Source organism: Alkalicoccus luteus (assembly GCF_012034335.1).
GTDB classification, from domain to species: Bacteria; Bacillota; Bacilli; order Bacillales; family Salisediminibacteriaceae; genus Alkalicoccus; species Alkalicoccus luteus_A.
Map to the genome: position 1 here is coordinate 1 of NZ_JAATHJ010000047.1, position 13,516 is coordinate 13,516.

The 13,516-nt window shown below is 48.8% G+C and carries 21 protein-coding genes; 16 read left to right on the top strand and 5 right to left on the bottom strand.

Features of this window, described 5'->3' with window-relative positions:
• Positions 1–377 precede the first annotated feature (377 nt).
• The 3 genes from HCN83_RS17335 to HCN83_RS17345 form a co-directional block, all read right to left on the bottom strand.
• Entirely contained in the window at positions 378–782 is a 405-nt protein-coding gene (locus HCN83_RS17335; protein ID WP_168009609.1) for a type II toxin-antitoxin system death-on-curing family toxin, read from the bottom strand.
• 65 nt (positions 783–847) lie between these two features.
• Positions 848–1,114 (bottom strand): AbrB/MazE/SpoVT family DNA-binding domain-containing protein, encoded by a 267-nt coding sequence (locus tag HCN83_RS17340; protein ID WP_168009611.1) that lies wholly within the window; start codon positions 1,112–1,114, stop codon positions 848–850.
• 186 nt (positions 1,115–1,300) lie between these two features.
• The gene (locus HCN83_RS17345; protein ID WP_168009613.1) at positions 1,301–3,031 is read right to left on the bottom strand and encodes an aromatic amino acid hydroxylase; all 1,731 of its coding nucleotides are present in this window, start codon (positions 3,029–3,031) and stop codon (positions 1,301–1,303) included.
• A 203-nt stretch (positions 3,032–3,234) separates the two neighbouring features.
• On the opposite strand from HCN83_RS17345, the gene HCN83_RS17350 reads away from it, so the two are divergent.
• The 13 genes from HCN83_RS17350 (at position 3,235) to HCN83_RS17410 (ending at position 9,748) form a co-directional block, all read left to right on the top strand.
• On the top strand, positions 3,235–3,387 hold the full coding sequence (locus tag HCN83_RS17350; protein WP_168009615.1) for a hypothetical protein: 153 nt from the start codon (positions 3,235–3,237) through the stop codon (positions 3,385–3,387).
• 64 nt (positions 3,388–3,451) lie between these two features.
• Positions 3,452–3,700: a hypothetical protein gene (locus tag HCN83_RS17355; RefSeq protein ID WP_168009617.1), complete on the top strand. Its 249-nt coding sequence runs from the start codon at positions 3,452–3,454 to the stop codon at positions 3,698–3,700.
• A gap of 20 nt (positions 3,701–3,720) precedes the next feature.
• Entirely contained in the window at positions 3,721–4,095 is a 375-nt protein-coding gene (locus HCN83_RS17360) for a hypothetical protein (protein ID WP_168009619.1), read from the top strand.
• A gap of 17 nt (positions 4,096–4,112) precedes the next feature.
• Positions 4,113–4,547 carry a hypothetical protein gene (locus tag HCN83_RS17365; RefSeq protein WP_168009620.1) on the top strand — a complete coding sequence of 145 codons (435 nt, stop codon included), beginning with the start codon at positions 4,113–4,115 and terminating at the stop codon, positions 4,545–4,547.
• Between the two features lie 138 nt (positions 4,548–4,685).
• Positions 4,686–5,558 carry a macrolide 2'-phosphotransferase gene (locus HCN83_RS17370; RefSeq protein WP_168009622.1) on the top strand — a complete coding sequence of 291 codons (873 nt, stop codon included), beginning with the start codon at positions 4,686–4,688 and terminating at the stop codon, positions 5,556–5,558.
• A gap of 10 nt (positions 5,559–5,568) precedes the next feature.
• Positions 5,569–5,745, top strand: a complete 177-nt coding sequence (locus tag HCN83_RS17375) for a DUF6366 family protein (protein ID WP_168009623.1) — start codon at positions 5,569–5,571, stop codon at positions 5,743–5,745.
• Between the two features lie 66 nt (positions 5,746–5,811).
• Positions 5,812–6,018 carry a hypothetical protein gene (locus tag HCN83_RS17380; protein WP_168009624.1) on the top strand — a complete coding sequence of 69 codons (207 nt, stop codon included), beginning with the start codon at positions 5,812–5,814 and terminating at the stop codon, positions 6,016–6,018.
• A gap of 30 nt (positions 6,019–6,048) precedes the next feature.
• On the top strand, positions 6,049–6,498 hold the full coding sequence (locus tag HCN83_RS17385; protein ID WP_168009625.1) for a pyridoxamine 5'-phosphate oxidase family protein: 450 nt from the start codon (positions 6,049–6,051) through the stop codon (positions 6,496–6,498).
• Between the two features lie 63 nt (positions 6,499–6,561).
• Positions 6,562–6,822 (top strand): hypothetical protein, encoded by a 261-nt coding sequence (locus HCN83_RS17390; protein ID WP_168009626.1) that lies wholly within the window; start codon positions 6,562–6,564, stop codon positions 6,820–6,822.
• Positions 6,823–7,080: 258 nt separating this feature from the next.
• Entirely contained in the window at positions 7,081–7,770 is a 690-nt protein-coding gene (locus HCN83_RS17395) for a hypothetical protein (RefSeq protein WP_168009627.1), read from the top strand.
• Between the two features lie 223 nt (positions 7,771–7,993).
• Entirely contained in the window at positions 7,994–8,854 is an 861-nt protein-coding gene (locus HCN83_RS17400) for an AraC family transcriptional regulator (RefSeq protein WP_168009628.1), read from the top strand.
• A 79-nt stretch (positions 8,855–8,933) separates the two neighbouring features.
• Positions 8,934–9,374, top strand: a complete 441-nt coding sequence (locus HCN83_RS17405; protein WP_168009629.1) for a hypothetical protein — start codon at positions 8,934–8,936, stop codon at positions 9,372–9,374.
• A gap of 92 nt (positions 9,375–9,466) precedes the next feature.
• Positions 9,467–9,748, top strand: coding sequence for a hypothetical protein (locus HCN83_RS17410; RefSeq protein ID WP_168009631.1), 282 nt, complete (start codon positions 9,467–9,469; stop codon positions 9,746–9,748).
• A gap of 277 nt (positions 9,749–10,025) precedes the next feature.
• Here the strand turns inward: HCN83_RS17410 and HCN83_RS17415 are convergent, their stop codons facing one another.
• A complete protein-coding gene (locus tag HCN83_RS17415) occupies positions 10,026–10,229 on the bottom strand; it encodes a hypothetical protein (protein WP_168009633.1) in 204 nt (67 codons plus the stop codon).
• Between the two features lie 295 nt (positions 10,230–10,524).
• Here HCN83_RS17415 and HCN83_RS17420 point away from each other — a divergent pair, with 295 nt between their 5' ends.
• From HCN83_RS17420 to HCN83_RS17430, 3 genes are all read left to right on the top strand, one after another.
• On the top strand, positions 10,525–11,175 hold the full coding sequence (locus tag HCN83_RS17420) for a hypothetical protein (RefSeq protein ID WP_168009635.1): 651 nt from the start codon (positions 10,525–10,527) through the stop codon (positions 11,173–11,175).
• Between the two features lie 175 nt (positions 11,176–11,350).
• Complete coding sequence (locus tag HCN83_RS17425; protein WP_168009637.1) at positions 11,351–12,205, top strand: hypothetical protein; 855 nt, start codon at positions 11,351–11,353, stop codon at positions 12,203–12,205.
• 120 nt (positions 12,206–12,325) lie between these two features.
• Complete coding sequence (locus HCN83_RS17430) at positions 12,326–12,487, top strand: hypothetical protein (protein ID WP_168009638.1); 162 nt, start codon at positions 12,326–12,328, stop codon at positions 12,485–12,487.
• Positions 12,488–12,544: 57 nt separating this feature from the next.
• On the opposite strand, the gene HCN83_RS17435 is transcribed toward HCN83_RS17430, so the two are convergent.
• Positions 12,545–13,255 (bottom strand): hypothetical protein, encoded by a 711-nt coding sequence (locus HCN83_RS17435; RefSeq protein ID WP_168009639.1) that lies wholly within the window; start codon positions 13,253–13,255, stop codon positions 12,545–12,547.
• Positions 13,256–13,516 lie beyond the last annotated feature (261 nt).

Below are 13,516 nucleotides of genomic sequence, written 5' to 3' on the forward strand. Positions count from 1 at the left end.
TCGACGCCCTGTTTCGCCGTAAGCCCAAAACGGGCAGCCCCGGGAAGATCCCCGCGGCTGCCCGTTTTTTGATGTTCTCCTGCTCGATCTTCACACTGTTCGGACACGGTTTCTTTGACGCTTACCTTAAAACCCATCAAAAGTAACTTTCAACTGCAAGAAGGAAATCGGGCCAGCGCCCGATAGTGAGATCTCTTTCAGAACAGCATCCAGTCCTTCCATCAATGAAACAAAGCAGCGCCCCTAAGGACGCTGCTTGGCTTATTTTTTCAGCGGTGCTTTTTCTGCGACAAGCAGTCCGTTTCGGATAAGCTTGCTGAGGGAGGTTTTGCTTTCCTGAAGCTGGTGCAGTTCATCAATTGCTGTTGTATTTTAGTTCAATGCAATTCTTTAATAAACGGACTGATTTCCTGCGTTAGCAAAGCAATCGCATCATTGCCCCTAAATTTATCGTCCACAGCTAGGTAAACCGTGAAATCTTCCGCTTGCTGCTCTTCCATGACGAGACGCATCCCATTAATTTCAAGAAATACACCGAATACTAACAGGCCAGTGCGTTTGTTACCATTATGAAAGATATGTCCTGTTACGATGGAATGATAGTAACAACAGGCTTTTTCAATAATCGCTGGATACTGTTCTTCTCCGAAAACTGTCGCCCTGGGACGTTCAAGTGCATATTCAAGTTTTTCAGGCTCTTTCACACCAGATTGGTCAGCATCGTCATAATGTTCCATCATAGTAAAGTGTAACGTTAGAATTTCTTCTTTAGTTAAATACATGATCGTGATAGTAGTGGCTCCCTTCACAAAAGAGGACTCAACTCAAATACAACAAATGATAGAGGTCACCTATTTTTTAAGTTTCGTAGAGCATTATCATAGCGTCCCATAACACGATCCATTGCGGATACTACTCCTGGTCTTACTCCTTCTGGCAGTTTAGCAGGCGGTTTGACTCTCTTATAGGTTATGACTTCATTTACTTCATCGTACTCAACGTCAAAACTTTCTCCTTTTTGAATGTTAAGTCTTTTTCTAATTTCTGCCGGTATTCCTAACACGGAGCTATTATTAAATTGGATGACTTTACGTCGGTGTAATTTTTCAGACAAAGTTAATCATCCTTTCACGAGAAATAATATAGTGTATATTTACACTAACATATAAACGTATATACTTCTATAATCTGCTCTAGCTGTCTTGGTTGGCTGTGAGTTCATAATGTGCCATTAAATACTTCTAAAGTGCTTTTGGGAATATCAAAAACAAAGCAGCGCCCCCTAAGGACGCTGCTTGGCTCATTTTTTCAGTGGTGCTTTTTCTGCAACAAGCAGTCCGTTTCGGATCAGCTTGCTGAGGGAGCTTTTGCTTTCCTGAAGCTGGTGCAGTTCGTTTTTCACTGCTTCGAGCAGCTCCGGATCGGCTTCGGTTTCTTCCAGAATTTCCACGATCTCCAGACGAAGCAGCCAGTCTTCCGGATAATCACGGAGCTGGTCGTGCACCGCCTGCAGTTCAGGAGTGCCGTCAGCCGCTGACTGTTCACGGACAGCACGGACGCGGCCGTAAAGTTCATCCAGTGCGGTTTCCTCCTGCTCGTGCGCAAGCGTCGATTCCGCTGGCAGCTCTTCGCCAAAGTAAGCTTCGCTGTCGGCGGCGCCGGCGAAAACAGACGCCACTTCTGCGCCAACCGCCATGTCAAAGTCGCCCCAGTCCGGTTCAAACAGACGCTTTTCGCCGAGAGTGACGCTGGCATTTTGCCACTGAATCAGCAGTGGAGTTCCGTCATTGGTCAGCACGTTTTGTACCGTTCCGGAAACCGTTACGCCAGACGCAAAGCGAAGCGTCGTTTCACTGCCAGTTTGAATACCGGCTGCTTTAAGCTGTGCTTCTGACATCTCCTCTAACGCGCTGCCGTCTTCCAGTCGTCCGATTGGCGTGCCGTAGCCGTCTGTGTGCGTGCTGCGGCCGTGTCCGTTCAGCTCGTTGTTTTCGACGGCAAGCGCTGTCGGTTTGGAAGCCCGCAGGTAGACAATCTCACCGTCAGCGTCCCGCTCGCCCTGGTCCCACGTGCTTGTCATCTGCAGGCCGGATGAGAGTTCAATCGTCGCCGTGCTGCCGGAAGCAACGGCTTTATCGACGCTTTCGGTGCCGCCGCGGCGGAATGCCATTGTGTCAGCAAACTGCTCGAGCCCTTCCATGAGCTCCTCAAACGAAGCCGTCACGAACAGCTGCGGCTGCGGCTTTGTGATATCGAACGTGGTAGCGACCACCAGATCCACGTCGTAGCGGACCTTCTCCACTTCCGAACTTAAAATGTTGCCGCCCTCTTCAACCGAGGAAAGCAGGCCGGCACCGTAAATTTTCGGATTCTCAAGCGTGCCGATCAAGCCGTACTCCACCGTCCACCAGTAGAGGCGACCGATCAGTTCGGCTTCTGATTCGCCTTGTACGAGCGCTTCTTTTTCAGCGATGTTTTTCTGTGCCGCCTCCAGCTGCTCTTCGGTAGCGCTGCCTTTTTCCAGCAGGTTGGAGTAGGTGCGCACGGCTTCAAACACATCGTGCTCTTCCTTCGTTGCAATTGCCTTTTTTCCGATTTCACCAAAGCGTTTTACGTACGCTGCATAGGTTTCATCCGCCAGAATCGGGGCATGCCCGGCAGCTTCGTGGATCATATCTGGAGCCGGGGTGTACTGAATGTTTTCCAGCTTGCGGATTTCCGCAACGACCGGGAGAATGCCGTTTGACTGAAAATCAAAGAACGCAACGCCGGGGATAAACCCGTCAATCGTTGCGGCTCCGAGGCCGAATCGTCCGAGCTTTTCATTCATTTCCGCGACGTCCGGAATCTGTTCAATGGAAATACCGGAAGCCGTTAGCCCGTCCGTATACGCTTCGTGAGCGAGATCTTTCAGCGTCTCGTGATTCTGCCGCATCACATAGCGCCACACGGCATGGTTGATCGGCGTATAGCTCTCGTAGTTTTGCTTTACCGTATATTGACGCAAATGCGCCGGAATGCGTTTTACCATAAAAGGTGCCTCCTTCAAAATTGCAATCGTTTCCAATTCACTACAATGCAATAACGCTTCACCTAAGTAAAGCGTTTGACCTTATTTTCGCACGACTGCTCCTGATCGTCAACTGTTTAGTGTGGCGAAGGAACAGTGACGCACCTGTGGCTGGTTATGGTAAAATAAGGTATATGCATATTTACAGCAAAAGGAGATAGGATATGACTACTTTGTTAATCAGCCTCATGCTCGTCCTGAACGTCGTACTGATTGGTGTTATCACGCAAAGCCCGGCGGCGGTTATCAGTATGGTCGTGTTATCCGGCCTGACGATTTACTATCTGCTTCGAGGGAAAAGCGAAACAACCGAATAAGTGGGAGAACCAATGCAGGAGAGGTAAAAACGAATGAATGAATTTTCCTGAAAGAGGTGCATGTATGACAAATACGAGAACGTGGGCATGGCTCTGTTTTCTTATCGGCATCGGCTCCTGGGTGCCAAACATCGTCTTTCAAGAGCCTGCTGCTTTATGGCTGATTACACTTATTGTCGGTCCAGTCGGTATTGTACTCGCATTCGTGAGCCAATCATGGGGACTTGTAATCGCCAATACGATGGTCGGAGGAAGTTTTTTATTGCTTATGTTCGCTGGCTATATCACAGTTTTTCTCAGCCAGTTAATCTGATCCAGAAAGGACGAAGTCTGATGCTGCGTCGAAAAGGTTCAGCGGCGGCCGTTACCGGCTTTGCTGTGCTGATCGTAGTAATGGGGATGGACGATCTTGCTTCCGGTAATGAAGTGTTCATTATGCTCGTCGTCTATACGGTATGTATCACCGTCATCATGCTCGTGTATGCAATACCTGCTTCGATTGCGGCTGACTTTTTCGCGCCGGGGAGACGGACTTCACTGGCGCTCCACATCATGTTCGGCGCATTTTTTATTCTTCCGTTTCACGTGTGGATCGCGTACGTCGGCTGGAATGACATGCTCACGCATCCAATGCTCTACATTGGAATAGCGGCTTCCATTGTTTTCTATGGGGTCGATCACATGCTTGATAAACGAATGGCGACTTAGAAAGGACGGATGTCGAGATGAGAAAAGCAGCAGCTGCCGTTCTGACAATCCTTTTACTGGCGGCTTGCCAGGATCAGCCTCCTGAGGCAGCTATGGAATCGGCTCAGGGTCAAGCAGCCGGAGTGCTCGGCACGTACAGCTGGGAATGGACGGGAGGCGCTGAGGATGCGGAAAGTGGAACTCCCCCGGAAATCATTCTCGCTGTGGATATGGAAGAACTCACGGCTCGTCCCGGCGAGCAAGTGACCGTGAGCTTCGATGATGACTCCAGTCCGATTCTTCAGGCCGAAACGTGGGACGGCGGGGCTCCTGATGAAACGCTCGAGGTTGATGAACTGCAAGTGACGATGCCTGCAGAACCGGGCGGCTATCCGCTCGGGATTCATGCAGACTGGCCCGAAAGTCGGAACAACGCGCACTATACGTTTTTCATCCAAATTGAGGAAGAATGAAACGTGGACGCTGTTCATTCGTAGGAAAGGTATAAGCGATGAACGCCATCCAAAGGAGGGTTCGACAATGCATGTGATGCACGCAGGACGTCTGTGGCAGTCTCTTTCTTTTTAAGCAAAAAAAGGAGGAGATATCGAATGGAAATGATGTTAAAACGAGCGAAACAGCATGGACTGGAGCTCCGTGAACACACTCTGCAAGTAAATGAATCCGGACTCGACTTTTTAGCGGCGACCGCAGAGGACGTGTACGGGAAAATGTGGCTGCTGCGCATGCCGCGCCGGCCAGACGTGCTGGATGGGATCGAAAAAGAGAGAAGCATGCTGGCACACATCCGGCAGTATGCGGCGTTCGCTGTCCCAAATTGGGAAATCGTCACGGACGAGCTGATCGCGTACGAAGCGCTGCCTGGTAAACCCGCCGGCGTGATCGATAAAGAAGCACAGGCATATGTGTGGAACATGGATCCGGAACGCGTAACGCAGAACTATGAAAAGAGCTTTGCGGAGGCGGTAGCATCACTGCATCAGATTCCAAAGCCGGAACAGCGCTCCATGCAGGAGGTACGAAAGACGTACCTGCAGCAGCTGGAACAGGTGGAAAAACAGTTCACCACAGCGCCTGCAAACAGCCGCCGCTGGTGTGACTGGATCGAGGATGACCGCTATTGGCCGCAGGAAACCGCACTCACTCATGGAGACTTGCATGCGGGGCATATTTTAATCGATGCCGATGAGCGAGTGACCGGATTCATCGATTGGACAGAGGCAGCGGTGCACGACCCGGCTCAGGATTTCACCGCGCACTATCACACGTTTGGAAAAGCATCACTGGAGCGGGTGCTGGCTCACTATGAGCGTGCCGGGGGATACGTTTCTGCTTGGATGCTGCCTCATATTGAGGCGATTGCAGGAGCAGGCGCGATTCAGGTCGCCTTGTTCGCTATCCGGTCTGGTGAAAGTGACTATGTGGAGATGGCAAAAACGATGCTCATGAACACGGACGCTTAGGAGGTCACGAATGAAGGACCATCGAGATGAACAGGAAAAACAAGTGAACGAGGAACGAAAAAACCATCCTGGAGGCAACGCAGCCGACAGCTTTGATCGCGCTAAAGCAGGCAGTATGCAAGGTATCAGCTGGAAAGCGATGCTCGGTATCATTGCTGTCCTGATCCTGATTTTATTGTTGATTTAACAAAAGGCCGTCCGGTTGCAATAATCGGACGGTCTTCCGCGTATCACCTTGAAGGAGGCGGAGCAGATGAAGAACGTATTTGTGTTTGTGTTTATTATTGTCGGCGGCGGAATCGCGATCCGCTCCATCTACAATTATATCCGCTTCGATGAGTCGGATTGGACACCAGCCATTCTGGCAGCTGCCGTCATCGTTGCTTTCATGCTGCTGAATGACTGGGCTAAAAAGCCGTATGATTGGAATAAGAAGAAAAACAATGAAACGAATTCTTAAGAAGACGAATCTTCATAAAGGAGGCTTTATATGAAGATCATTCGAGACGTCGGGACCGGAGTTGATCTGGAGACGGTGCTTTCAAAGCCGCTCGTCGCTCACCTGGCAACGAGCGCTTCAGAAGGACCGCGGGATTCACCGCTTTGGTTCTTGTGGGAGAAAGAACGACTATGGATTATTGGCACAGCAGGGGATACGTTTCCGAAGCGGGTTCGACAAACGCCGGCCTGTGCAATCGGGATCGTTGATTTTGACGCTTCAAGCGGCACGTTCATCCACATCGGTTTTCGCGGAACGGCTGAAGTGAAGCCGTTTGACACACAGAAAGCGGACAGGCTTTTAGCGAAGTATCTGGGGCCGGAACGAGCAGCATGGGATCCGCGCTTTCAAGCGTTAGGGCAGGAGAATGTACTGATCTGTTTTCAGCCGGAGACCGTCGTCGTACGCGATCAGTCGTATCAACTTCCATCATCTACATAACGTAAAATAGAGTTTAATGATGAGCAGCTTCTACCCAATGGAATGGAGAGGAGTACATGATTTATGAAACATTTCTTGATTCTCGCAAGTTTTCTGATGCTTGCTGCATGCGGACCGCCGACAGAGTTTAATGCTGGCACACTTCTGGAGACAAGAAACACTACGCCACAAACCGCTGATCCGATGGAAGATGTCTTGAATATTGCAGACGATGAGGAGTCACTAAATGAGTTTTGGGAGACATACCGGTTTCCAGGGTCGCCACCTGATGTTGATATGACAGGAAATGACGTGTTATTTATTAAAATAGGAGAGCGCTTGTGAGAAAGAAATTGGGGACATTGTAACGGATGGAGATAGTTTGCTAATCGATATTCTCTATGAAGATGGCGACTGTGATGATCTTTATCGACCTAGATCGTTCGCTGTTGCAGTAGAAAAAGAGATGTTAAATGACTTAGAGCAGGTACAAATCGACGGGCAAACGTTTCAGCTAGAGGAGTAGTTATTTCTCATTTGCCACGTGTTTTGCTTCAAAAAATGGCAACCTAACGAAAGGGTGAACAATATATCAAGAACCATGTGGAACGTCTTTTATCGGAATTCAAACACGAATTTGAAGAAAATCAGCGACTTCCTGTTTTTTCAGCAGCCGATGAGAATATCTTGGATCAGGTGCTTCCCGATGAGGGCGAAATGAATTCGTTTGAGACCCATCTGTCGCCAGTCCTTTCATACGCGTTTATATTCAGTGTTTTTTTACTGCCGCTGGCACTGTTTATGTGGCTGATCTGGCCGCACGTAACGTCATTAACAGGCTTGGGTCTCGCATTGATTGCAATTATTCTGCTGATGGCAGGCGGCTACATCACCTCAATTAAGGGGATCGACCTGTTCACGAGACGAAAAAGAGAAAAGAACAAAGCTAAGTTACTTGATTATATCAATCAGGCAGCTGAGACGAGTAATAGCCAGAGCATAGCAACTGAAATGTCGGAGCCGTTAAAACGAGCGATTGGAAACGATCTAGAGGCAATTAAAGTTTTGTATATGCACTATAGAAGTGATCAGGAACAACTCTGGCGCTTCAGCCTGACAGACGTTCGTCAGTTTGAAAAAAAGACAGATAGAGCTTGGGAGCTGTTTACGAAGGAAAGCTATCAAAAAGAAGATCGGGCTTTTATTCACCGGCTTGCCATGTACTACCGATTAACAGAGGAAAGCGGTGAGGCAAAATTAATTAAATTCGGTGAAACTGGCAGTATGAAGTAAAAGCTGGAATAAACACGTTCACTGCTGAAGCTAGCGAGTCTTATTTTTCATCTATAAGCATGCTGAAGAGCATCGGTTTTGAACGATGCGCGAGTCAGAAAGCAGGAGTAGTTCAATTTCGGTATGATGAGCCGCTTTAACACATCCTGCATCATCTCGTCCTCTTTTGCAGGGTTTTTCTCATGTGCTCGCTTTACACTGGTTACAGAAGGGAGGTCAGCTGATGGATTCGATCAGTCGATTAAATCAAGCGATGACGTTCGTCGAAGAGCATTTGCACGAGGAGCTTGATGAGGAGCGTGTCGCTATGCTTGCGGGCACCACGGTGTATCACTTTAAGCGGATGTTCGCATTTCTGGCAGGTATGCCGTTTTCCGAGTATGTACGCCGGCGCAGGCTTAGTATCGCAGCAAACGAGCTCTACCAGACCGATGCGAAGGTGATTGATATTGCCATTTTGTCAGGGTATCAATCACCGGACGCATTCACGCGGGCTTTTTTACAGATGCACGGCGTTACACCAAGCGAATCCCGCAAAACGGGACGAATGAAAGCATTCCCGAAGCTGACTTTCCAACTGCAGCTTAAAGGAGGACATGATATGGATTACAGAATGACAGAAAAAGAAGCGTTTTATATTAATGGGTTGAAAAAGCGCGTTTCGATTCAGTTTGAAGGCGAGAATGAGGAAATTGCAGAGATGCACAAAGAACTGACGGATTCGATGACACAGGAATTGCTGGAGCACAGTCTGGCAGAGCCGGAAGGAATCATACAGGCTTCCGCTAACTTTTCAGAAGGCAGGATGGAAGAAGCCGGATCACTCGATCAGTATTTAGGGACAGCAGGAAGCAGGCCGCTCGAGGGCTATGCGTCATTGGAAGTAGCGGCAGGAAAATGGGCCGTTTTTACTTCAGTCGGAGCATTTCCAGAGCACCTGCAGCAGACGTGGGGAAGCATTTATGCCGAATGGCTCCCTTCCTCCGGATACGAAGTGCGCGAAGGACCGGAGATACTCGTCGTCACATCAGACGATTTACGATCGGAGCAAGTGGAGTCTCACATTTGGATTCCGATTCGCTGATCAAATCCAGCCACCTCTAGGTAACAGAGGTAGTTTTTCAGCGTGAAACGGGAATGGGAAACGTACTGGAGGCGATGGGATGAAGGTGTTTTTGATCAGCGGTGTTGTCATCGCGGCGGTTGTGCTGTTAACGCTTCTGCCGAACTATTTTCAAAATCCGCTTGCTGAGTTTCGTGATCATGAGCCGGAGGCGATCGTCATCGATCAGTTTGATGAAGACGGAAGCCAGGTGGAGCAGACAGTGAGGCTGGAAGAGGCGGCAGAGATCGAGGAGGTGGCATCTGCTTTTCGGGAGGCAGACTGGACGGAAGCCGACTTTCCCGACGGAATTCCTTTTTATACGTATACGCTGCGCTTTTATGAGGAGGAGCAGATGTTTAACATCGATCTCTTCGACGGCTACATGGAGATCACGTCTATGGAAACAGGAGAGAGCCGGGTATACGAAGCGGAGGATGAGCCGCTTCAGGTGATTGAGCAGTATACCGATGACATGGAACCAATTGGGGAGCTGGACTAAAAAATAGGAAAAAAGATTCCAGTAAAAGATGATACACTGAAAAGAACAGCGAGGCTGATGATCAATACCTGCCTATTGAAAGGGGATTGCTTATGGAACAACGAGCGGCTGGGGTTCTAGGTCCGGTCAGCACTGGAGCGTGTGCAGCATTTGCCCACGCCATCCTGTTTGTCGCACTGATGCTGTTGTTCGGCGGCGCTATTTCAGCAAGCGGCATCGGCATACCTGGGCTGCTGCTTTATGCGGCGGTGACGATCACGGAGAAAACGTTAATCCGTAAAACAGGCAGCCTGCCAGACGGCTTTACCGCCGGTGCCTTTTTTCTTGCCACAATAGCCGCTTTAGCCGTGAGCATCGGAACCGCATTTTTATGACGCTGCGAGTATGTAATCAACTGCTAGGCATAAGCTGGCTCCTTCTGTTCGTAGTGGCATTGCTGACAGGTCAGCGTTCCGTCTGTTAGGACAGCTGCTTTTGTACACGGTGCCGCTTTTATTCCTTTTATTTGGAGTTGCCGAGCTGCGCTCTAGAAAAAGCATGCTCGGGTATCTTTATCTCGGAGCAGCCGCTGCAGGTGGGATGGCGATGCTTGTCTGACACCCGGTTTCCTGATCCGGTCAGGAGCCGGGCTTTTTTCGTCGCTTAGCCGATTCAGATAAGCTTCGCAGCCCGCGGGATCACTCGCTCCAGCGTCAGCTTCGTGATGAGGAGGTTGATAAGCAGGATCGTCAGTGTAAGAAGCAGCAGAAAAAACGTATCTGTAACGGGCAAGACTCGATTCACGACTTGAACCATCGCGAAGCTCAGCACAAGATAAAACGGCACGGCCAGGATCAGATAGCTGAATCGATTCATGGTTTCACCCCTTTCATGCTTGTTGACGGCGCTTCTTCCGAGCTATGAGGCAGAAGCGAATTTCCTCGTTATCAACTTGCAGGTTCGACAACGCTTAAGTCGACGTACGACACAGGACGTTCACTCATCCAGATATGCTTCCAAGTATAGCGAATCAGTTAGGTCTAAACAACCTGACATAACTGCCTCCATTAGCAAGCCTTTTTACCCAATAAAAAGCTTGTCTACCTTCAAAGTTGGTTTTTATTTCTATGGAAAGGGAATGGAAACATATACTTACATACAGGAGGTAACGATGAAAAACTCACTTACTTTCAGCTCTGTGATTCTCCTCTTTTTTGCTGCAGGCTGTTCGGATAACCCGGAGGAGGACATGCAGGCGCTCGGGGAGGAATATGGCATCGATCTCTCCACCGGTTCGCAGCAGCAAACCGGGATCGGTGATACGGATGAGATAGATCGTGACCAGGCGGACATGCTGTTTCAGTACATAAGCAGCTCGTTGGAAGAAGGATCTCCTTACGAAGGCGATGTCCCGATTGAATCCGAGCTGACCGAACCGGCAGAGCCTTATAACGCAGGCGGGACGCATCTGGCGCAAAACGCTGACTACGCTGAGGAGGACGATGAGTTTGCTGCGTTCAGCCGTAACGTTTCGTTTGACTACCAGCTGCAGGAAGATACTGAAACGATCACCCCGGACACGATCTATATCGAAGACATGGAAGCGGAACTGTCAGGCACCCTTCCTGGCGCATCCTGGGATGATCACTTTGTGAGCGCTGACTTCGATGCAGACACCGGTGAACTCATCTTTTACACCGAGGGAAGTTGGAATATTCATTTCGTGTACGAAGGGGAAGAAATGTATGCGGAAGTTCCGGATACCTGGTTTGTTCACTATGAGGCAGATGCTATTCTGGATCAGTTTTCGAGTCTTCCGTAACAGTCGCTTCGCCATGCATATCAGCAAAACAAGCTGAAAGCGGAAAACCGCACGTTGATTTGAAGATTTGCAGTGCTGCTGTCATGCACAAAACAATCGGATGATAATGGAAATAAAACGTTTTTTTCTAATAAAAGGGAAATCAATTAGTATACTTACTTTTTGGAGGTTACGAATGAAAAAATCACTGGCTCTCTCCGTAACGGCTGTCTTGTTTTTAGCAGCCTGCGGCAACGATGAAAATGCAAATGAGGCAAACGAACCGAACGAAACAAACGAAGCAAATACGGAAGCAGATGAAGAGGCAAATGAAGAGGAGAATAACGCCGATCCGGAGGAAGCAGAAGGTGACGAAGAAGCTGCAGAAGTCATTGCAGCTGCCGCCGAGCTGTATGAAGGAATGGAGAGCCTGTATCGGGAATCGGTGTCTGATGAGCAGGATGACGGTGAGTCCGACATGGAATGGACGTTTATCGAGGACGGGGATGTGTATACCCGCACAGAATCTGATATCCCAACAGAGAATGGAACCGTAAGAAGCATTCAGTTCACTGATTTAGAGGATCCGGACTACATGTTTTTTTATATTGAAGGAGATGAAGAAGCGATCCGGTATGAAGTCGATCATCCGCCGATCGAGGACGAAGTTTGGTTCCGGATAGAAGCAGGCCAGTTTGAAAACATGCTGGAAGAAGCAGAGCTGACGCACGCCGGAGAAAAAGAAGTGGAATCATGGCAGACAGACCAGATTGACATTGAAGAAGCGCTTGTAAATACGACACGATGGTTCGACCAGGACTCCGGCTTTGAAGTCCGCATGGAAGCAGATGACGAACTGGAAGCGGAATTAGAGGATGAAGAAGGTGAGGAGACGTCAGAGGAGATCGATGTCGACACGTCCTACACCGTCATCGACTTTGAAATAGATCCTGACATGGATGAAAGCCTGTTCGAGCTTGACGACATGGACTATGAGGAAGGCGAGATGGAAGATATGACGGAACGCCTTACCGATGCAGCTGAAGAATAGTAAAAGCATTTTATTGGGAGAGGCGCTGCCTGCTGCGAAATCGTCCATTTTTATTGAATGAATGAGGCCCTTCCGGAGAAGAAGCTGTAAACGTCACGCTATTGGAAGGAGCGCAGTTCCATGAAATTTTTGATTTATCTGATCATCTGCATCATCGTGATCATCGCAGTTAATCTTGTCGTTACACTGGCAGGAATTGAAAACAGCATCATAGAATATACGATCCGAGCGTTTACGATCGTTGGTTTGTTTACATTTATACGTTACAGATACTTAAAGTAAACATTCAGCATAATCAAAGAGCCCGTGCAGCGTGTCTGCCGGGCTCTTTGAGTTGATTTACCACTCGAAGAAAAACTTCAGTGACATCGTGAGCGCGGAGTAGAGGATGACGGCAAGGCCAAAGGTGGGAAAGTGAATATGCTTCTCGCCTGGCAGTTCATGCTTAAAGACGGTGAAGATCATTGCCCCGGCTACGAAAGCAAAAATAATTGACTTAAACAGCGGCCGGAAATCGGTCGTTAGCGCCAGAACCCAGCCGGCGACGATGCCGACAGCGAGCACATAGCGTCCGTACTTATTGTACTCTTCCGGAAACTCGCGCCACATGTCCTGCGCAACGGCGATAAAATGCAGCCCGATCGCGAAGCAGTAAAAAATCGCCTGAATGCCGGATACTTCAAAGGAAAGCACCGTATAGGAAACGAGCGCATTATATAACGCGTAAAACGTGATCGCCGACCAGAACGAGGACGTATGCGAAACGTAATTTTGCCTGATTATGATCTGAATGCCGAGAAACACGACGACGCCGATCAGCCCGATAAAGTAAATCTCCGACTCCATCGTCAGACGCCTGTAAGGTTCTTCGATCGCTGCCTGCTCCTGGTGAAGCGTCGGCAGGAGGTAAATAAAAATGTACGATACCGCAAGTCCGCCCGAGAACGAGAACCATTTCATCCGCTTGATTCGTTCGGAAGGCAGAAGCACGTTTGCGAGAAAGTGAATGCCAATAAACACAATGCCGACAAAGAACGGAATAAAAGACATCGCTTCAGCCTCCATTCAAATTTGGAATAAATGGCGGGAACCGGAAAATGATATACATAAAGAGTACATTTTGAACGGAAATAAAGCGAGTAAAATGGTTTTTGTTAGTTGCCAGAACCTTTACATGTAAAGGTTTTGGTGTTAGTCTCTAAAGTGGACGATGATAGGCGTGACAGGTAGACTCAAAGGTAACGCACGATCACGGAGTTCAAAATCTGGGAAGGACGTGAATAGATTGAGCTATCATGTATCGCCAGAATA